This is a genomic window from Streptomyces sp. NPDC103540 (genome assembly GCF_055584445.1).
Genome location: NZ_JBVJMA010000001.1, coordinates 710,167 through 729,385, shown reverse-complemented (window position 1 = coordinate 729,385; position 19,219 = coordinate 710,167). Strand labels below are relative to the sequence as shown.

Sequence of the window (19,219 nt, the reverse complement as noted above, 5' to 3'; positions counted from 1 at the left end):
AGATAGGCCGTGACGCGGATCACGCCAACTCGGGTGTGAGGTCAGCTCTTTGTGCGGTCTCCACCAAACCGGGCAGTCGGGCTTTGTCCCCGTCGCCGGCGGCGCCGGACCGCGGCGCGCACTAGCCTCGCGGTGTCCTGTCGATCACCACCCCGCGGAGCCCCCGATGAGCACTGCTTCCGTCTCCTTCCGGCCCGGCGCCGTCCTCGCCGACCTGCTGCCCGCGACCAGGGTCCGCGACATCGCGCTCGTCGTCGGCGGCGCCGCGCTGACCGGCCTCGCCGCGCAGATATCCGTACCGGTCCCCGGCTCGCCCGTCCCGGTCACCGGCCAGACCTTCGCCGCCCTGCTGGTCGGCACCGCCTTCGGCGCCCGCCTCGGCTTCCTCGCGCTCGCCCTGTACGCCGCCGCCGGCGCGGCGGGCATGCCCTGGTTCGCGGGCGGGACCTCCGGTGCCTTCGGCGCGTCCTTCGGCTACGTGCTCGGCATGTTGCTGGCCGCCACCGTCGTCGGCGCGCTCGCGCGGCGCGGCGCCGACCGCTCGGCGCTGCGCACGGCGGGCACGATGGTGCTCGGTTCGGCCGTGATCTACGCGGTGGGCGTGCCCTACCTGATGGCCGCCACCGGGATGTCCCTGGGCGCCGCAGTCGCGGCGGGCCTGACCCCGTTCCTGATCGGTGACGCGCTCAAGGCCGCGCTGGCCATGGGCGCCCTGCCGGCCGCCTGGAAGCTGGCCGGGCGTCGGGGCTGAGGCCTCCCCGATCGAACGAAAGCCCCGGACCACGACGGAGTGGTCCGGGGCTTTCGCGTTCCCGCGGGGCCCCTCGCACAGGGCCCCGCGGGAGTGCTACGCGGAGACCTCGGCCGAGGCCTTGCGGCGTCGCAGGTCTCGCACGGTGCCGATGGCCACCGTGACGGCCGCCACGAGCACCGACAGCAGGACCACCTCGCGGTTGGCGTCGTCGAAGAGCATGTAGACGAGCACACCGGTGATCATCAGGGCCGTGGCCCAGGTGAGGTAGGGGAAGAGCCACATCTTGACGGTGACCTTCTCCGGGGCCTCGCGCATCAGGATCCCGCGCATGCGCAGCTGGGTCAGGCAGATGACCAGCCACACGAAGAGCGCGATGGCGCCCGAGGAGTTCAGCAGGAAGTTGAAGACCGTGTCCTTGAAGGCGTAGTTGAAGTACACGGCGGCGAAGCCGAAGACGACCGAGCCCAGGATCGCGGCCGTCGGCACGCCCTTCTTGTTGACCTTCGCGAAGGCCTTCGGGGCGTCACCGCGCTCGCCGAGCGAGAACGCCATGCGCGAGGCGGTGTAGAGGCCCGAGTTCAGGCAGGACAGCACGGCCGTCAGGACGATCACGTTCATGATCTGGCCGGCGTTGGCGATGCCGATCGAGTCGAGGGCGGCCACGTAGGAGCCCTTCTCGGTGATCGACGGGTCGTTCCACGGCAGCAGCGTCAGGACGACGAAGATCGAACCGAGGTAGAAGACGCCGATGCGCCAGATCACCGAGTTCGTGGCCTTGGTGACCGCGCGGCGCGGGTCCTCGGACTCGCCGGCGGCCAGCGTGACGATTTCGCTGCCCATGAAGGAGAAGACGACCATCAGCACGCCGGTGAGGACGGAGCCGACGCCGTTCGGCATGAAGCCGCCGGTGTCGGTCAGGTGCGCGAAGCCCGCGCCCGGGTTGTCCGAGCCCGGCAGGAGGCCGAAGACGGCCAGCATGCCGACGACCACGAACGCGCCGATGGCGACGACCTTGATGCCCGCGAACCAGAACTCGAACTCGCCGTAGGAGGCGACGGAGCCGAGGTTGGTGATCGTCAGGACCACCATCACGATCAGGGCCCAGGCCCACTGCGGGACGGCCGGGATCCAGCCCTCCAGGATGACGGCGCCGGCGGTGGCCTCCACGGCCAGGACGACGACCCAGAAGAACCAGTACAGCCAGCCGATGGAGAAGCCGGCCCAGCGGCCGAGCGCCCGGTCCGCGTAGGCGGAGAAGGAGCCGGAGTTCGGGCTGGCGGCGGCCATCTCGCCCAGCATCCGCATCACGAAGACGACCATCGCGCCGACGAGGGCGTACGAGATCAGGATGGCGGGGCCGGTCTTGGCTATACCGCCGCCGGAGCCGACGAAGAGGCCGGCTCCGATGACACCGCCGATGGCGATCATGGACAGGTGGCGGTTCTTGAGACCGGCCTTCAGACCGTCGGAGGGCTGGGCGGAACCGGGTTCACCGGTGGGGTCGCCTGCCTTCTGAAGGGTCGTCGTGGTGCTCATGGACGATTCCTTAGGTTCTGGGAGGGCTCGGGTTGCGAGCCCCGGCATTCAAACCTGATTCGCCCGCTTTACGGAAGACCCTCCTCCGATGGTTGCCTCGGGCACGAAGTCCGGGACCAAGGTCCCGGCCCGCCCTGTCTGCGTTCTTTGGGTTTACTTGAGGTTTAGAAGTGATTTACGCGACACCCGCCGCGAGCCGTCCGGCCCGCTCGTGACACACTCGGAACATGCGCGTGTACCTCGGATCCGACCATGCAGGCTTTGAGCTGAAGAACCACCTCGTGGACTGGCTCAAGAACAACGGCCACGAGCCCGTCGACTGCGGGCCCCACATCTACGACGCGGTGGACGACTACCCGCCGTTCTGCCTGCGCGCCGCGGAGAAGACCGCCGCGGACGCCGACAGCCTCGGCATCGTGATCGGCGGCTCCGGCAACGGGGAGCAGATCGCCGCGAACAAGGTCAAGGGCGTCCGCGCCATCCTCGCCTGGAGCGTGGAGACCGCGAAGCTCGGCCGCGAGCACAACAACGCCAACGTCATCTCGGTCGGCGGCCGGATGCACACCCAGGACGAGGCCACCGCCTTCATCGAGGCCTTCCTGGCGACCCCGTACTCCGACGAGGAGCGCCACACGCGCCGCATCGAGATGCTCTCCGCCTACGAGACGACCGGCGAGCTCCCCCCGATCCCGGCCCACCACCCGCAGGGCTGACACCCGGCCCGCAGGACCACCACCCGTGCCGCCGGACCCGAGTCCGGCGGCACGGTCGTGCACAGACCAGGAGCGCCGCCGTGCCCGAAGGGCATACGATCCACCGCCTCGCCCAGGACCACACCGAGCGGTTCGTCGGACGGGCCGTACGCGTCACCAGCCCCCAGGGCCGCTTCGCCGACAGCGCCGCCCTGCTCGACGGACGCACGCTGGAGAGCGCCGAGGCGCACGGCAAGCACCTCTTCCTGGAACTGGGCGACGCCTGGATCCACATCCACCTCGGCCTCTTCGGCAAGCTCGGCTTCGGACCGGCCCCCGCCCCGCCGGCCGCGGACACCGTCCGCCTGCGCCTGCTGAACGAGGACCACTACGCCGACCTGCGCGGCCCCACCGCCTGCGCCCTGCTCGGCGAGGGCGAGAAGAAGGCGATACACGACAGGCTCGGCCCCGACCCGCTGCGCCCGGCCGACGACCCCGACCGCGCCTGGAAGCGGATCTCCCGCTCCCGCACCACCATCGCCGCCCTCCTCATGGACCAGAAGGTCGTCTCCGGCATCGGCAACGTCTACCGCGCCGAGGTCCTCTTCCGACACGGCATCGACCCCTACCGGGCCGGCAGGGACGTCACCCGCGCCGAATGGGACGCCATGTGGGCGGACCTGGCGGCACTGATGCGCGAGGGCGTGCGCCACAACCGCATCGACACCGTCCGCGACGAGCACCTCCCCGAGGCCATGGGACGCCCGCCGAGGGTGGACGACCACGGCGGGGAGGTGTACGTCTACCGCAGGGCGAACCTGCCCTGTCACCTCTGCGGGGGCGAGATCCGCACCGCCGATCTCGCCGCCCGCAACCTCTTCTGGTGCCCCGCCTGCCAGCACCGCTGACCCGCGCGGCGCGCACCACCGGCCGGACCGGCCGCCGGACCACCGACCGGACCGGCCGCCGGACCGCCCGGCCGGCGGCCGAGGGGCCCGTCAGAACCCGTGCGGCAGCCAGGGGGCCACGTCCCAGGCGAAGGCCCGCGAGGCCCGCGCCAGGGCGCCCGATCGCAACTCCCGCACCCGGCCGGCCGCCCCGAGGGAGGCCAGGGTGATCCCGCCCAGGTACGCCGAACCCAGCTCCCGCACCGAGAGCTCCAGCTCCGCGCGCTCCCGCGTCGGCTCGCACCGCGCGGTCCCGTCGGCGTCGGCGACCAGGTGCCACCGGCCCGTGTTCCACGGGCAGAAGGCGTCCTCGACCTCCAGCACCACGTCCAGCGGGCCCGCGTAGGACCGCGCCGCGAGCGCCGCCGGCAGGTCCACCGGCCGGACGTGCAGCGCGTCCCGCGTGCGGGGCACCGCCCGGCGGACGTCACTGACCAGGTGCAGCAGCGGATCGTCCACGGGCCGCCCGTAGGCCTGGACGTGCCAGGTCAGGTCGATCTCGAAGAGGTAGCGCCACAGAGCCGCGTACGAGACCGGGTCCAGCGCGTTCACCTCGCTCACCACGACCTTGCCGTCCGAACCGCTCTGCTCCCAGTCCGGCTTCACCCGGTAGCGGGCGTACCCGACGACCTCCCCGTCCGCCCCCTCCGCCACCACGCACTTCAGCGGCGACGCGCCGCCGCGGCTCCCCTCGGGGTCCAGCAGCCCCTGCTGCTCCCAGCCCGGCTGCCGGGCCGTCATGCCCGGCCGGGTCGCCGGCAGCGCCGCGTAGACCCGCTCGCAGTCGGCCAGCGACTTGCGCGGGTCCACCAGCCGGATCCGCACCGCGTCCGTGCCCGGCGGCACGGACAGCCGCACACGGGTGGTGTCGACGTCGAAGGACATCCCGTACGCGCCGATCCCGTACCCGAAGCGGCCGTAGATCTCCGGCTCCGAGGCCGTCAGCACGGCGAGCGGTTCGCCACCCGCGCGGACGTCGTCCAACTGGCGGCGCATCAGCGAGGTCAGCACGCCCCGCCTGCGGTGGGTGGGGGCGACCCCCACCATCGTCACGCCCGCCGCCGGCACCAGGGCCCCGCCCGGTACCGAGAGCCGGAAGCTGAAGGCGCCGGCCGAGCCGACGCAGGTCTCCCCGTCCCAGACGCCGAGCGAACGTTCCGGCTCGGTCAGCGACCGGTAGAGCGCCCGCTCCTCGGGACTCTCGGGCACGCCACCGAACGCCAGTTCCAGATGGTCGTACCAGGCATCCCACTCATCACCCTGCAATACACGCGTATCAAGAGCCATAAGGTCATACCTACCAGGGCAATACGTCCCGGTCGAAAGGTTTTCGATCCCCGAACACCCCGAGGTCCGGGGGTACCCCTGCGCGCACACAGCCTGGATGGATAGGGTCCCGAAGCAATGGCCGGAGCACGCGTGGAGACGCTCACGGCCCGGGCGCGCATGATGTCGCACCGGGCCCGCACCGCCCTGCGCAAATCCGCCGTCGACTACTTCCGCGGCGACGCCTCCGACTGGCTCGCCTTCGTCGGCCTGCTCCTGACCGTGCCCGCCCTCGCCTGCGGCACCCTGATGCTGCCCGTCTGGTTCTCCCCGTCGGCCCTGGTCCTGCCCATCGTGGCGGGCGGACTGCTGTTGCGGCCCGCCAGCCTCCTCGCCCTCTACGCCGCCTCCGCCACCGCCCTGATCATCGAGGCCCTCGTCCTCGGCCCGTACACCCAAGGGCCCGCCCGGGTCACCCCCGGCACCGTGCTCGTGGTGGCCGCCTGCGGCTTCTTCGGGCTGGTCATCGCCCAGTTCCGCAGCCGCGTCGGCGTCCCCTGGCGGCGCGGCGGCACCATGCTCTTCGACCTCCGCGAACGCATCCGCGTCCAGAGCAAGCTCCCCGCCCTGCCGCGCGGCTGGCACCGCGAGATGGCCCTGCGCCCCGCCGGCGGCCAGTCCTTCTCCGGGGACTTCGTCGTCGCCGCCCGCACCGGCGGCGGCCGCACCCTGGAGATCGTCCTCACCGACGTCTCCGGCAAGGGCATGGAAGCCGGCTCCCGCGCCCTGCTGCTCTCCGGGGCCTTCGGCGGCCTGCTCGGCGCCCTGCCCCCGCACGGGTTCCTGCCCGCCGCCAACGGCTACCTCCTGCGCCAGGACTGGGACGAGGGCTTCGCCACCTCCATCCACCTCGTCCTCGACCTGGAGACCGGCGACTACGAACTCCTCTCCGCCGGTCACCTCCCCGCCCTCCAGCTCTCCGCCGGCACCGGCCGCTGGCAGGAGGTCTCCGGCGAGGGCCCCCTCCTCGGCGTCTACGACGGCGCCGAGTTCGAGCCCGCCCGCGGCAACCTGCGGCGCGGAGACGTCCTGATGCTCTTCACCGACGGCCTCGTCGAGACCGCCGACCGCGAGATCAGCGAGGGCATCGACCGGCTCACCGGCGAAGCCGACCGCTACGTCGCCGCCGGCTGGGAGGGCGCCGCCTGGCACCTCATCGAGAAGGTGGCCAAGGACGTCAACGACGACCGCGCCCTGCTCCTGATCCGCCGCTCCCCCTGACCGCGGGGTGGGGTTTGCCCCACCCCGGTCCGCCGGTCCGCACCATGGCCGGCGCCGCCGGGGCTCCGTAGCGTCGTCTGCGCACACGACAACGGCTCCGGCAGGGAAGGCGGCACACCATGGGGTTCCGGCGCGAGCGGCGACAGCGGGACGGCGAACACTCGACGGACCCCCACGGCACACCCGCCGTCGAACTGCGCGGCGTCCGACGCGTCTACGGGCGCGGCGCCACGGCCGTCCACGCCCTGCGCGGGATCGACATCGCCCTCCCGCGCGGCAGCTTCACCGCCGTGATGGGCCCCTCTGGCTCCGGCAAGTCCACGTTCCTCCAGTGCGCCGCCGGACTCGACCTCCCCACCGAGGGCTCCGTGCGCCTGGGCGGCACCGAACTCACCGGCATGAACGAGAACCAGCTCACCGAGCTGCGCCGCAGCCGCCTCGGCTTCGTCTTCCAGGCCTTCAACCTGATGCCCTCGCTGACCGTCGAGCAGAACGTGCTGCTGCCCGTACGGCTCGGCGGCGGGCGCCAGGACCGCGCCCGCGTCGCCGAACTGCTGGCCCGCGTGGGCCTCGACGGCAAGGGCCGGCGCCGCCCCGCCGAACTCTCCGGCGGTCAGCAGCAGCGGGTCGCCATCGCCCGGGCCCTGGTCACTCGACCCGACGTGGTCTTCGCCGACGAGCCCACCGGCGCCCTCGACACCACCACCGCGGGCGAGGTCCTCGGTCTGCTGCGGGACGCCGTCGACTCCCTCGGCGCCACCGTCGTCATGGTCACCCACGACCCGGCCGCCGCCGCCCACGCCGACCAGGTGCTGTTCCTCGCCGACGGCCTCATCGCCGACCGCATCCCGCGCAGCACGGCCCTGGCCGTCGCCTCCCGCATGACCGCGCTCACGACGGCGTAGGCCGCGGCCCCGGCGCGGTGGGGCTCAGGGGGACACCGCCGTCCAGGCGCTCAGGCCCAGCCGGCCGGTGGTGCCGAGGTCCACGGGGCTCGCGAGCGGCAGGCGCAGGCGCGGGGCGCCCGGCTTCGGGGTCAGCTCCAGCACCCGTCCCTCGGCGGGCGGCGTCGACACCTCCGTGACCGTGTTCCGCCACACCAGCCCCACCGACGCCGCCTGCCCCGGGCGGAGCGTCACCTTCCGGGGCGGTGCGTCGAAGGCGTCCATGATCGTCACGCCGTTCGTGCCGTGCCCCACATGGACCTCCACGGGGCGCCCCTGCCCGTCCAGCAGCCGGATCTCCGGGTACCCGTTCAGCACGTGGTCGCCGCTCCCACAGTCGATCAGCCGGAAGTCGGCCACCCGCAGCCCCATCGCCGCGTTCCCCGGCCCCTCCGGCCCCTCCGGCCCCTCCGGCCCCTCCGGGCTGGCCGGGCCGGCCCGGCCAGCGGCCCCGGGCGTCACCGTCGTCCCGCACCCGACCAGGGCCGCCGGCAGCGGGCCCCCGGCCGCCGCGCCGCCCCCGCGCACCTGGCTCCGTACTCTTGTGATCATCCGAAGGCCCTGGAACGCCGAACGGGCCACTGCGACGCGATTGGCCCGTTCCCGGACCCCGCCGCGCCTCTACCGTGCGGCCATGGACCGCACCCTCGCCGCCGACCTCGCGCGCCTGCCCGAACTCCTCGACGCCACCCGCCGCGCCGCCGGCGCCACCCTCGCCGGCCTCGACTCCCGCCCCGTCGTGCCGCCCGCCTCCCCGCTCCCGGACCCCGAACCGCTCCCCGAGCACGGCGTCGGCACCGAGGCGGCCCTCGCCGCCTTCGCCTCCCGCTGGGCCCCGCGCCTGTCGGCCTCCGCCGGTCCCCGCTACCTCGGCTTCGTCACCGGCGGAGCCACCCCCGCCGCCCTCGCGGGGGACTGGCTGACCGCCGCCCACGACCAGAACTCCAACTCCGCCCTCGACGGCGCGGGCCAGGACCTCGAACGCGAGACGGTCGGCTGGCTGCGCGCACTCTTCGGCCTCTCCGAAGCCCACGACGGCACCTTCGTCAGCGGCGCCACGATGTCCAACACCACCGGCCTCGCCATCGCCCGCGAATGGCTCGGCGAACGCCTCGGGGTCCGCGTCGCCGAGGAGGGCGTCGGCGCCCTCGGCCGCGTCCGCGTCCTGTCCGGCGCCCCGCACTCCTCCATCGCCAAGGCCCTCTCCGTCCTCGGCCTCGGCCGCGCCTGCCTCGTCCCCGTCCCGACCCTCCCCGGCCGCGAGGCCGTCGACCCCGCCGCCCTGGACCGGGCGCTCGCCGACACGCCCGGCCCGGCCGTCGTCGTCGCCAACGCCGGCACCGTCAACACCGTCGACTTCGACGACCTGCCCGCCCTCGCCGCCCTGCGCGAGCGCCACGACTTCTGGCTCCACACCGACGCCGCCTTCGGGGCCTTCGCCGCCCTCTCCCCGGAGCACGCCCACCTCGCCGCCGGCCTCGACGCCTCCGACTCCCTCTGCGTCGACCTGCACAAGTGGCTGAACGTCCCCTACGACAGCGCCGTCCAGTTCACCCGCCGGCGCGACCTCCAGGCCCGCGTCTTCCAGAACTCCGCCGCCTACCTCGGCCCCCTCGGCGACAACCCCGACCTGGTCCACCTCACCCCCGAGAACTCCCACCGCCTGCGCGCCCTCGCCGCCTGGTTCACGCTGCGCGCCTACGGCCGCGAGGGCCACCGGGAGATCGTCGAACGGGACGTCGACTGCGCCCGCGCGCTCGGCGCCGCCCTCGACCGCGACCCCGCCCTGCGCCTGCTCGCCCCGGTCCGCCTCAACGTCGTCTGCTTCACCCTCGCCGAGGCCCCCACCACCGAACGCCTGGCCGCCCTGCGCCGGGCGGTCGAGCCCGAGGTCTTCCTGACCCCTACGGTGTACGGGGGAACCCCCGCGCTGCGGGCCGCGTTCTCCAACTGGCGCACCACGCGGGCGGACGCGCACCGGGTCGCCGAAGCCCTGCGTACGGCGGCGAAGGAGCTCGCATGACGGACCACCCCCTGACCCTCACCGAGGTCGAGGCCCTCGCCCGCGCGGCGCACGAGGGCCAGACGGACAAGGCCGGCCGGCCCTACGCCGAGCACCTCGCGGCCGTCGCCGAAGGCGTCCGGCTGCGCGGCGGCAGCCCCGGGCAGCAGGCCGCCGCCTGGCTGCACGACGCCATCGAGGACGAGGCCCTGACCCCCGGGTGGCTGGCCGCGGCGGCCCTGCCCGAGGAGGTCAAGGCGATGGTCGGGGCCCTGACCAAACGCCCCGGAGAACCGCTGGAGGCCTACGCGGCCCGGATCCTCGCCACCCCGGGCGCCGTCCTGGTCAAGGAGGCCGACCTCGCGCACAACGCGGACCCCGTACGGCTGTCCGTACTCGACGCCCCCACCCGCGAGCGGCTGACCGCGAAGTACGCCCACGTCCGCGCGCTCCTGGGGATCACCACCCCCTGACGCACCCCCCGCTCCGTCCCGCATGCCCGAAATGCTGCAATTTCAGGCGCGGTTGACGTGCCCGAAACGACGGTGATTCGTCACGAGACGGATAGCGGGGGCGTGTTGGTGGGAGGATGGTGCGTATGGGGATGCGCACGGACGTACGCCCCGGGCCGGCCAGGGGACGACCGAAGGTGTGATCAGTAGTGGCCATTTCGCTGTCAGTGGTGGTTCTGTTGGCGATCATCCTGGTGATCCTGATCCGCGGCAAGCACATCAAGGCCGGCCCGGCCCTCGTCGCGGTGCTCTTCGGGTTCTTCCTGGCGTCCAGTTCCATCGCCCCGGACGTGAACCGCTTCCTGAACTCCCTCGCGGACACCATTGCCGGCATCAAGCTCTAGCGGTCCGGCGGTCCGGCGGTCCGACGCCGCGGCGACCCGGCGGCGCGGCCCCGCGAACACGCCGGGAAACGCGTCGGGGCCAGGTGGAGGAATTCTCCTCCGACCTGGCCCCGAGCCGTCGAGAGCGGGTGACGGGAATCGAACCCGCGTAGCTAGTTTGGAAGACTAGGGCTCTACCATTGAGCTACACCCGCAACGCGTGCGCCGCAGGTCCGGGGACCGCGGCACGAACAGCATCCTAGCGGGTCGCGCCGGGGGAGTGCACACCCCTTTCGGCGCCGCGCCGGGCTCCGCGCGCCGGCCGCCCGCGCCCGCCCGGAAAACCGGGGGCGTCGGAGGGTCTCCGGGCATGTACCCTACGTGTCGCACCGACGGGGTGTGGCGCAGCTTGGTAGCGCGTCCGCTTTGGGAGCGGAAGGTCGTCGGTTCGAATCCGGCCACCCCGACCATCCAGCAGTACCCCCTCACGGGATCCCTCACGAAGATCGCGTTGTGGGCTGATTGCCGCTTGCGGTTACTATGCAAGCTGCGTGCCCGTGTGTCTGATGGACCGGGCCGAATCCGCCGAACCGCTGAATCGCAGCGATGCGGCAGAACCCCAAGCAGTCAGCCACAAGGAGACCGAACCGTGAAGAGCGCCGTGGAGACCCTGAACCCGACTCGGGTTCGGCTCACTGTTGAGGTGCCCTTCGAGGAGCTCAAGGACAGCCTCGACGCGGCGTACAAGAAGATCAACCAGCAGGTCACGGTGAAGGGCTTCCGCAAGGGCAAGATCCCCGCGCGCGTCATCGACCAGCGCTTCGGCCGCGGTGCGGTGCTGGAGGAGGCCGTCAACGACGCCCTCCCGAAGTTCTACACCGAGGCGGTCAACGAGGCCGACCTGAACCCGCTGGGCCAGCCCGAGGTCGACATCACGGAGCTGAAGGACGGCGAGCTGCTCTCCTTCACCGCCGAGGTCGACGTCCGCCCCGAGATCGAGATCCCGGACTACTCCGGCATCGAGGTCGAGGTCGACGCGGTCGAGGTCTCGGACGAGGACGTCGAGAAGTCCGTCGAGCAGCTGCGCGGCCGCTTCGCGTCCACCAAGGACGTCGAGCGCGCCGCCGCCGACGGTGACGTCGTCACCATCGACCTGGAGGCCAAGGTCGACGGCGAGGTGCTGGAGGACGGCGTCGCTTCCGACGTCTCCTACACCATCGGCTCGGGCGAGCTCCTCGACGGCATCGACGAGGCCGTCAAGGGCCTGGAGGCCGGTGGCGAGGCCACCTTCACCTCCCAGCTGAAGGGCGGCTCCGCCGAGGGCAAGGACGCCGAGGTCACCGTCAAGGTCACCAAGGTCTCCGCCCGTGAGCTGCCGGAGCTGGACGACGAGTTCGCCCAGATGGCGAGCGAGTTCGACACCCTCGACGAGCTGAAGGCCGACAGCCGCAAGCGCCTCGAGAACATGAAGCAGTACGACCAGGCCACCCAGGCCCAGGAGCGCGTCCTGGAGAAGCTCCTGGAGCTCGTCGAGGTCCCGATCCCCGAGAAGCTCCTCGCGGACGAGGTCCAGACCCGCAAGCACAACCTGGAGCACCACCAGCTCGGCCAGATGGGCCTGGACCTGGCGAAGTTCCTGGAGATCCAGGGCAAGACGGTCGAGGAGTTCGACGCCGAGACGTCCGAGCAGGCCGTCAAGGGCATCAAGACCCAGTTCGTCCTCGACGCGCTGGTCAACCAGGAGAAGCTGGGCGTCAACCAGGAGGAGCTCACCGAGCACCTCATGCGCCGCGCGCAGTCCTCCGGCATGTCCCCCGACCAGTTCGCCCAGGCGGTCGTCGAGGGTGGCCAGGTCCCGATGCTCGTCGGCGAGGTCGCCCGCGGCAAGGCCCTCGCGGTCGTCGTGGAGAAGGCCAAGGTCGTCGACACCAACGGTGAGGTCATCGACCTCTCCGACGACGAGGACGAGACCGAGACGGCCGCCGAGGTCGTCGAGGCCGCCGTCGAGGGTGACGCCGAGGCCAAGGCCGACGAGGCCAAGTAACAGCCCGGGCGAAGCCCACTGAGCAGTGCCGGGAAGGGCCCGGACGCGACCGCGTCCGGGCCCTTCCGCACATCCGCCGGAGGGCGGGTGGAGCTTGCGCTCCGAGCGAACAGTTCGGGAAGCGGGATGGCGTTGTCCTACCTGCGCGTTAGGGTCCATGAATACGAGGGCACGGGAGTACCCGAAGCCGGAGTGCTTCGCACCATCGGTGGGTCCGCGCCCCAGAACGAGACGCTGAGACGGCATGTGGCCGTCGGAGACGAGCAGGTGGATACGTGACGAATCTGAAGCCTTACGCCGCGGGTGAGCCGTCCATCGGTGGCGGCCTCGGCGACCATGTCTACAACCGGCTGCTCGGCGAGCGCATCATCTTCCTCGGCCAGCAGGTCGACGACGACATCGCGAACAAGATCACGGCGCAGCTCCTCCTCCTGGCCGCCGAGCCGGAGAAGGACATCTACCTGTACATCAACAGCCCCGGTGGCTCCGTGACGGCCGGCATGGCCGTCTACGACACCATGCAGTACATCCCCAACGACGTCGTCACCATCGGTATGGGCATGGCGGCCTCGATGGGCCAGTTCCTGCTCACCGGTGGCGCCAAGGGCAAGCGCTTCGCCCTGCCGAACACCGACATCCTGATGCACCAGGGCTCCGCCGGCATCGGTGGCACCGCGTCGGACATCAAGATCCAGGCCCAGTACCTGCTGCGCACCAAGCAGCGGATGGCCGAGATCACCGCGTTCCACTCGGGCCAGACCGTCGAGGCGATCATCCGCGACGGTGACCGCGACCGTTGGTTCACCTCCGAGGAGGCCAAGGAGTACGGCCTCATCGACGAGATCATCTCGGCAGCGTCCAACGTTCCGGGCGGCGGCGGCACCGGGGCCTGATCCCGGTACCCACCGTCAGTACCCGTCAGCCGACAGCCCGCAGAACGCCACCAGGATGGTGAACACCCAGATGCAGAACAACTTCTCCGCGAGCGGCCTCTACTCCGGCCCGCAGGTGGACAACCGCTACGTGATTCCGCGCTTCGTCGAGCGCACCTCGCAGGGCGTGCGCGAGTACGACCCGTACGCGAAGCTCTTCGAGGAGCGCGTGATCTTCCTCGGCGTCCAGATCGACGACGCCTCGGCCAACGACGTCATGGCGCAGCTGCTGTGCCTGGAGTCGATGGACCCGGACCGCGACATCTCGATCTACATCAACAGCCCCGGTGGTTCCTTCACCGCGCTGACGGCCATCTACGACACGATGCAGTTCGTGAAGCCGGACGTCCAGACGGTCTGCATGGGCCAGGCCGCCTCCGCGGCCGCCGTCCTGCTGGCCGCCGGCACCCCCGGCAAGCGCATGGCCCTGCCGAACGCCCGCGTGCTGATCCACCAGCCCTCGGGCGGCACCGGCCGCGAGCAGCTCTCCGACCTGGAGATCGCGGCCAACGAGATCCTGCGCATGCGCGACCAGCTGGAGAGCATGCTGGCCAAGCACTCGACCACGCCGATCGAGAAGATCCGCGAGGACATCGAGCGCGACAAGATCCTCACGGCCGAGGACGCGCTCGCGTACGGCCTGATCGACCAGATCATCTCCACCCGCAAGAGCAACGCGCTCTGATCCTTGCCACCAGTCGGCGTGGGCTCGCTGTCGCATTTCGGCGATGTGAACCACGTCAAGGGGGCCCCGCACGGGGCCCCCGGCAAGGTACCGTCGGATATGAGGCACCAGGAGCGCTGAACCAGGCGTCTCCCAGGCGAAGGGGAAGCACCTCGTGGCACGCATCGGTGACGGCGGCGACCTGCTCAAGTGCTCGTTCTGCGGGAAGAGCCAGAAGCAGGTGAAGAAGCTCATCGCAGGACCCGGTGTGTACATCTGCGACGAGTGCATCGACCTCTGCAACGAGATCATCGAAGAGGAACTCGCGGAGACCTCCGAGGTCCGGTGGGAGGAACTCCCCAAGCCCCGTGAGATCTACGAGTTCCTGGAGAGCTACGTCGTCGGCCAGGAGCCGGCGAAGAAGGCGCTCTCCGTGGCGGTCTACAACCACTACAAGCGCGTCCAGGCCGGCGAGAACGGCGGCGCGCAGGGCCGTGACGACGCGATCGAGCTCGCGAAGTCCAACATCCTGCTGCTGGGCCCGACGGGCTCCGGCAAGACCCTGCTCGCGCAGACGCTGGCGCGCATGCTGAACGTCCCGTTCGCCATCGCGGACGCGACGGCGCTGACGGAGGCCGGCTACGTCGGCGAGGACGTCGAGAACATCCTGCTCAAGCTGATCCAGGCGGCCGACTACGACGTCAAGAAGGCCGAGACCGGGATCATCTACATCGACGAGATCGACAAGGTCGCCCGCAAGAGCGAGAACCCGTCGATCACGCGCGACGTGAGCGGCGAGGGCGTCCAGCAGGCCCTGTTGAAGATCCTGGAGGGCACGACCGCGTCGGTGCCCCCGCAGGGCGGACGCAAGCACCCGCACCAGGAGTTCATCCAGATCGACACGACGAACGTGCTCTTCATCGTGGGCGGCGCCTTCGCCGGCCTGGAGAAGATCATCGAGTCGCGTGCGGGCGCCAAGGGCATCGGCTTCGGGGCGACGATCCGCTCGAAGCGCGAGATCGAGGCGAGCGACCAGTTCCAGGAGGTCATGCCGGAGGACCTGGTGAAGTTCGGGATGATCCCCGAGTTCATCGGCCGCCTCCCCGTCCTGACCTCGGTGCACAACCTGGACCGCGAGGCCCTGCTCCAGATCCTCGTCGAGCCGCGCAACGCGCTGGTGAAGCAGTACCAGCGGCTGTTCGAACTCGACGGCGTCGAGCTGGACTTCGAGCGCGAGGCCCTCGAAGCCATCGCCGACCAGGCGATCCTGCGCCAGACGGGCGCGCGCGGTCTGCGCGCCATCATGGAGGAGGTCCTCATGTCGGTGATGTACGAGGTCCCGTCCCGCAAGGACGTGGCCCGCGTGGTCATCACCGCCGACGTGGTCCGCTCCAACGTCAACCCGACGCTCGTCCCCCGCATCGTCCCCAAGGACCAGGGCCCGCACGAGAAGTCGGCGTAACCCGAGCACGCAACGAGAGGGGCGCCCCGGACGATGTCCGGGGCGCCCCTCTCGCGTGTGCGGGACCGCTACTTCTTGACGCGGGCCGTGTTGTAGAGCTTCGCGGCGAAGTCCGAGGCCTGCGCCAGGGTGTAGCCCGGCTTGCCGGTGAGGATGGCGCCCGCGTCCGAGGCGCTGACCGAGACGAGGGTGCTGTAGTCGGCCCAGACACAGACGGGAACGACCGATTCCTTCGGTCCCTTGGCTGCCGTGTCCTTGGAGATGAACTTGAACTCCTGGCACTTCATCACGGCGCCCTTGAAGCCGTTGGGGGTGAACTCCGCGGGGGTGCCCGCGGTCTCGACCGTCACCTTGTCGTTCTTCGCGAGGCTCAGCTTGAGCGCGGCGAAGTACGCGTCCACCGACTTCTCCGGGCTGCCGAGCGAGCCCCAGTAACCCGTGAGGTTGATGGCCTTCGTGGTCAGGGGGTTCTTCGGGTCGCCGGTGGTGTAGCTCATCTCCACCTTCGCGGCGTCGTTGACGCCCGCGGCCTTGGTCTGCTTCTTCTCCTCGTCGGTCATCGGGGTTTCCTGGTACTTCGGGTTCTTCTGGAACTCGCCCACCGACTCCGGGGCGACCAGCTTGTAGCCCTTGGTGTCCTCCGAGACGGGGTCCCCGGCACCGAGGAAGTACCAGGCGCCGCCGCCGATGGCCGCGATGGCCACGACCGCGCCGATGACGAGCCCGGTCTTCGACTTCTTCGGCGGGTCCTGCGGGGGCACGGCGCCGCCGCCGTACGGGGGCGTGGCCGGCTGCTGGTAGCCGTAGGAGGGCTGCTGCGGCTGCTGGGGGTAGCCGGGCGGCGGCGGGGGCTGCTGCGGGTAGCCGGGCTGTGGGGGCTGCTGGGGGTAGCCCTGCGGCGGGACGCCCGGCGGGGCCTGCTGGGGGTATCCGTAGCCGGGCTGCGGCTGCTGCTGCCCGTACGGGTTCGGGGGCGGGGGCTGCTGCCCGTAGGGACCCGGCTGCTGCGGCTGCTGCCCGTACGGGCCCGGCTGGTTGTAACTCATCCCGCGTCCCCCTGTGAGGTTGCTTATTCGTTCCTCACATCCTGGCGGAACGCCCTGGCGCCGAGGGAGCCGGGCCCCCGGTTTACCGGTTTCAGTACCGGACCGTTACGCCTCTAAACTGTGCCCGTGACCGAGAACACGCAGACACCCAGCGCCCCCGACTCCGAACTGCCGACCCAGTACGCGCCGGCCGAGGTAGAGGGGAAGCTCTACGAGCGCTGGGTGGAGCGTGGCTACTTCACCGCCGACCCGGCGAGCGAGAAGCCCCCGTACACGATCGTCATCCCGCCGCCGAACGTCACCGGTTCCCTCCACCTGGGCCACGCCTTCCAGCACACGCTGATGGACGCCCTGACCCGCCGCAAGCGCATGCAGGGTTACGAGGCCCTGTGGCTGCCCGGCATGGACCACGCCGGCATCGCGACCCAGAACAAGGTCGAGCAGCAGCTCGCCGAGGAGGGCAAGTCCCGCCACGACCTGGGCCGCGAGGAGTTCGTCGAGCGCGTCTGGCAGTGGAAGGAAGAGTACGGCGGCAAGATCCTCGGCCAGATGCGCCGGCTCGGCGACGGCGTCGACTGGTCGCGCGAGCGCTTCACCATGGACGAGGGTCTCTCCGAGGCCGTCCAGACGATCTTCAAGAAGCTCTACGACGACGAGCTGATCTACCGCGCCGAGCGCATCATCAACTGGTGCCCCCGCTGTCTGACGGCCATCTCGGACATCGAGGTGGAGTACCAGGAGGACGCGGGCGAGCTGGTCTCGATCACGTATGGCGAGGGCGAGGACACCCTGGTCGTCGCGACGACCCGCGCCGAGACGATGCTCGGTGACACGGCCATCGCCGTCCACCCGGACGACGAGCGCTACAAGCACCTGATCGGCCGGCTCATCAAGCTGCCGCTGACCGACCGTTCGATCCCGGTCGTCGCGGACACGCACGTCGACCCCGAGTTCGGCACGGGCTGCGTCAAGGTGACGCCCGCCCACGACCCGAACGACTTCGCCATCGGCCAGCGCCACGACCTGCCGTCCATGACGATCATGGACGAGCGCGGCGTCATCACCGTCCACGGCCCCTTCCTGGGCCTGGACCGCTTCGAGGCCCGCAGCGCCGTCGTCGGCGCCCTGCGCGAGCAGGGCCGCATCGTCGCGGAGAAGCGCCCCTACCTGCACTCCGTCGGGCACTGCTCGCGGTGCAGCACCACCGTCGAGCCGCGCCTGTCCCTCCAGTGGTGGGTCAAGGTCGAGACCCTCGCCAAGGCCGCCGGTGACGCGGTCCGCGACGGCCGGGTCACGATCCACCCGCAGGAGATGGAGAAGCGCTACTTCGACTGGGTCGACAACCTCAACGACTGGTGCATCTCGCGCCAGCTGTGGTGGGGCCACCGCATCCCGGTCTGGTACGGCCCGGACGGCGAGGTCGTCTGCGTCGGACCGGACGACGAGGCGCCCACCGGCGAGGGCTGGACCCAGGACACGGACGTCCTCGACACCTGGTTCTCCTCCGGCCTGTGGCCGTTCTCCACCCTCGGCTGGCCGGAGAAGACCCCGGACCTGGAGAAGTTCTACTCCACGGACGTCCTGGTCACCGGCCACGACATCATCTTCTTCTGGGTCGCCCGGATGATGATGTTCGGCCTGTACGCCATGGACGGCGAGGTCCCCTTCAAGACGATCGCGCTGACCGGTCTGGTCCGTGACGAGCGCGGCAAGAAGATGTCGAAGTCCTTCGGCAACGTCGTCGACCCGCTGGACTGGATGGACAAGTACGGCTCCGACGCCGTCCGCTTCACCCTGGCCAAGGGCGCCAACCCCGGCACCGACGTCCCGATCGGCGAGGACTGGGTCCAGGCGTCCCGCAACTTCGCCAACAAGATCTGGAACGCCACCCGCTTCGCGCTGATGAACGGCGCCAGCGTCGAGGGCGAGCTGCCGGCCCCCGAGGAGATGTCGGCGACCGACCGCTGGATCCTGTCCCGGTTGAACAAGACCGTCGCGCAGGTCGACGCGTACTACGAGGACTTCCAGTTCTCGAAGCTCAGCGAGGCCCTCTACCACTTCGCGTGGGACGAGGTCTTCGACTGGTACGTCGAGCTGTCGAAGACCACCTTCTTCGCGGGCGGCGAGGGCGCCCGGGTCTCCGGCCGCGTCCTCGGCGAGGTCCTGGACACCACCCTGCGCCTGCTGCACCCGGTGGTCCCCTTCGTCACCGAGACGCTGTGGACCACGCTGACCGGCGGCGAGTCCCTGGTGGTCGCCGACTGGCCGAAGGACAGCGGCTTCCGCGACGAGGCCGCCGAGGCCGAGATCGAGAACCTCCAGGCCGTCGTCACCGAGGTCCGCCGCTTCCGCGCCGACCAGGGCCTCCAGCCCGGCCAGAAGGTCCCGGCCCGCCTGGACCTGGCCGGTACGACGCTGGCCGCGCACGAGGGCGCCATCCGTCAGCTGCTGCGCCTCCAGCCGGAGGGCGAGGAGTTCAACGCGACGGCGACCCTGCCCGTCGGCGGGGCCACGGTCGCGCTGGACCTGTCCGGCACCATCGACGTGGCCGCCGAGCGCAAGCGCCTCTCCAAGGACCTCGGCGCCGCCGAGAAGGAGAAGCAGCAGGCCGAGGCGAAGCTGGGGAACGAGGCCTTCCTGGCCAAGGCCCCCGACAACGTCGTGGACAAGATCAAGGGTCGGCTCGCCAAGGCCGAGGCCGACATCGCCCGGATCCAGGCCCAGCTGGACGCGCTCCCCGCGGCCTGACCGACCGGTCCGCCAAGAAGGCCGAGGCCCCCGCACCGTCGCACGTCGACGGGGCGGGGGCCTTCC

Annotated in this window: 17 protein-coding genes and 2 tRNA genes; 14 read left to right on the top strand and 5 right to left on the bottom strand. The window is 71.0% G+C overall.

What is annotated here, in order from left to right:
• Window positions 1-166: 166 nt before the first annotated feature.
• Window positions 167-751: a biotin transporter BioY gene (locus tag ACZ6ZI_RS03275; RefSeq protein WP_469515094.1), complete on the top strand. Its 585-nt coding sequence runs from the start codon at window positions 167-169 to the stop codon at window positions 749-751.
• Window positions 752-847: 96 nt separating this feature from the next.
• On the opposite strand, the gene ACZ6ZI_RS03270 is transcribed toward ACZ6ZI_RS03275, so the two are convergent.
• Window positions 848-2,290, bottom strand: a complete 1,443-nt coding sequence (locus tag ACZ6ZI_RS03270; protein ID WP_363054316.1) for an amino acid permease — start codon at window positions 2,288-2,290, stop codon at window positions 848-850.
• 227 nt (window positions 2,291-2,517) lie between these two features.
• On the opposite strand from ACZ6ZI_RS03270, the gene ACZ6ZI_RS03265 reads away from it, so the two are divergent.
• Together ACZ6ZI_RS03265 and ACZ6ZI_RS03260 are read left to right on the top strand one after the other, a co-directional pair.
• The gene (locus tag ACZ6ZI_RS03265; RefSeq protein WP_363054315.1) at window positions 2,518-3,003 is read left to right on the top strand and encodes a ribose-5-phosphate isomerase; all 486 of its coding nucleotides are present in this window, start codon (window positions 2,518-2,520) and stop codon (window positions 3,001-3,003) included.
• Window positions 3,004-3,083: 80 nt separating this feature from the next.
• Window positions 3,084-3,890, top strand: coding sequence for an Fpg/Nei family DNA glycosylase (locus tag ACZ6ZI_RS03260; RefSeq protein WP_363054314.1), 807 nt, complete (start codon window positions 3,084-3,086; stop codon window positions 3,888-3,890).
• 90 nt (window positions 3,891-3,980) lie between these two features.
• Here the strand turns inward: ACZ6ZI_RS03260 and ACZ6ZI_RS03255 are convergent, their stop codons facing one another.
• Window positions 3,981-5,216: a GNAT family N-acetyltransferase gene (locus tag ACZ6ZI_RS03255; protein ID WP_469515087.1), complete on the bottom strand. Its 1,236-nt coding sequence runs from the start codon at window positions 5,214-5,216 to the stop codon at window positions 3,981-3,983.
• Between the two features lie 117 nt (window positions 5,217-5,333).
• Here ACZ6ZI_RS03255 and ACZ6ZI_RS03250 point away from each other — a divergent pair, with 117 nt between their 5' ends.
• Both ACZ6ZI_RS03250 and ACZ6ZI_RS03245 read left to right on the top strand, forming a co-directional pair.
• The gene (locus ACZ6ZI_RS03250; protein WP_469515082.1) at window positions 5,334-6,476 is read left to right on the top strand and encodes a SpoIIE family protein phosphatase; all 1,143 of its coding nucleotides are present in this window, start codon (window positions 5,334-5,336) and stop codon (window positions 6,474-6,476) included.
• A 119-nt stretch (window positions 6,477-6,595) separates the two neighbouring features.
• Window positions 6,596-7,381 carry an ABC transporter ATP-binding protein gene (locus tag ACZ6ZI_RS03245; protein ID WP_469515079.1) on the top strand — a complete coding sequence of 262 codons (786 nt, stop codon included), beginning with the start codon at window positions 6,596-6,598 and terminating at the stop codon, window positions 7,379-7,381.
• A gap of 24 nt (window positions 7,382-7,405) precedes the next feature.
• On the opposite strand, the gene ACZ6ZI_RS03240 is transcribed toward ACZ6ZI_RS03245, so the two are convergent.
• Complete coding sequence (locus ACZ6ZI_RS03240) at window positions 7,406-7,792, bottom strand: DUF4232 domain-containing protein (protein ID WP_469515077.1); 387 nt, start codon at window positions 7,790-7,792, stop codon at window positions 7,406-7,408.
• Window positions 7,793-8,054: 262 nt separating this feature from the next.
• Between ACZ6ZI_RS03240 and ACZ6ZI_RS03235 the strand changes: the two genes are divergently transcribed.
• From ACZ6ZI_RS03235 to ACZ6ZI_RS03225, 3 genes are all read left to right on the top strand, one after another.
• Window positions 8,055-9,443 carry a pyridoxal phosphate-dependent decarboxylase family protein gene (locus ACZ6ZI_RS03235; RefSeq protein WP_469515073.1) on the top strand — a complete coding sequence of 463 codons (1,389 nt, stop codon included), beginning with the start codon at window positions 8,055-8,057 and terminating at the stop codon, window positions 9,441-9,443.
• Window positions 9,440-9,895, top strand: a complete 456-nt coding sequence (locus ACZ6ZI_RS03230) for an HD domain-containing protein (RefSeq protein WP_469515071.1) — start codon at window positions 9,440-9,442, stop codon at window positions 9,893-9,895. The genes ACZ6ZI_RS03235 and ACZ6ZI_RS03230 overlap by 4 nt, the downstream gene beginning before the upstream one ends.
• A 188-nt stretch (window positions 9,896-10,083) precedes the next feature.
• Complete coding sequence (locus tag ACZ6ZI_RS03225) at window positions 10,084-10,278, top strand: hypothetical protein (RefSeq protein WP_469515068.1); 195 nt, start codon at window positions 10,084-10,086, stop codon at window positions 10,276-10,278.
• Between the two features lie 123 nt (window positions 10,279-10,401).
• Here the strand turns inward: ACZ6ZI_RS03225 and ACZ6ZI_RS03220 are convergent.
• Window positions 10,402-10,472 (bottom strand) — tRNA-Gly (locus ACZ6ZI_RS03220).
• Between the two features lie 178 nt (window positions 10,473-10,650).
• Between ACZ6ZI_RS03220 and ACZ6ZI_RS03215 the strand changes: the two genes are divergently transcribed.
• From ACZ6ZI_RS03215 to clpX, 5 genes are all read left to right on the top strand, one after another.
• A tRNA-Pro gene (locus tag ACZ6ZI_RS03215) sits at window positions 10,651-10,727 on the top strand.
• 179 nt (window positions 10,728-10,906) lie between these two features.
• Complete coding sequence (tig, locus tag ACZ6ZI_RS03210) at window positions 10,907-12,301, top strand: trigger factor (protein ID WP_469515064.1); 1,395 nt, start codon at window positions 10,907-10,909, stop codon at window positions 12,299-12,301.
• A 275-nt stretch (window positions 12,302-12,576) separates the two neighbouring features.
• Window positions 12,577-13,194, top strand: a complete 618-nt coding sequence (locus ACZ6ZI_RS03205) for an ATP-dependent Clp protease proteolytic subunit (RefSeq protein WP_030649990.1) — start codon at window positions 12,577-12,579, stop codon at window positions 13,192-13,194.
• A 55-nt stretch (window positions 13,195-13,249) separates the two neighbouring features.
• Window positions 13,250-13,918 (top strand): ATP-dependent Clp protease proteolytic subunit, encoded by a 669-nt coding sequence (locus ACZ6ZI_RS03200; RefSeq protein WP_363054304.1) that lies wholly within the window; start codon window positions 13,250-13,252, stop codon window positions 13,916-13,918.
• A 154-nt stretch (window positions 13,919-14,072) separates the two neighbouring features.
• Complete coding sequence (gene clpX / locus ACZ6ZI_RS03195) at window positions 14,073-15,359, top strand: ATP-dependent Clp protease ATP-binding subunit ClpX (protein ID WP_030229634.1); 1,287 nt, start codon at window positions 14,073-14,075, stop codon at window positions 15,357-15,359.
• A gap of 68 nt (window positions 15,360-15,427) precedes the next feature.
• Here the strand turns inward: clpX and ACZ6ZI_RS03190 are convergent, their stop codons facing one another.
• Window positions 15,428-16,405 carry a hypothetical protein gene (locus tag ACZ6ZI_RS03190; RefSeq protein WP_469515059.1) on the bottom strand — a complete coding sequence of 326 codons (978 nt, stop codon included), beginning with the start codon at window positions 16,403-16,405 and terminating at the stop codon, window positions 15,428-15,430.
• 126 nt (window positions 16,406-16,531) lie between these two features.
• Here ACZ6ZI_RS03190 and ACZ6ZI_RS03185 point away from each other — a divergent pair, with 126 nt between their 5' ends.
• Complete coding sequence (locus tag ACZ6ZI_RS03185) at window positions 16,532-19,153, top strand: valine--tRNA ligase (RefSeq protein ID WP_469515055.1); 2,622 nt, start codon at window positions 16,532-16,534, stop codon at window positions 19,151-19,153.
• Window positions 19,154-19,219: the final 66 nt, after the last annotated feature.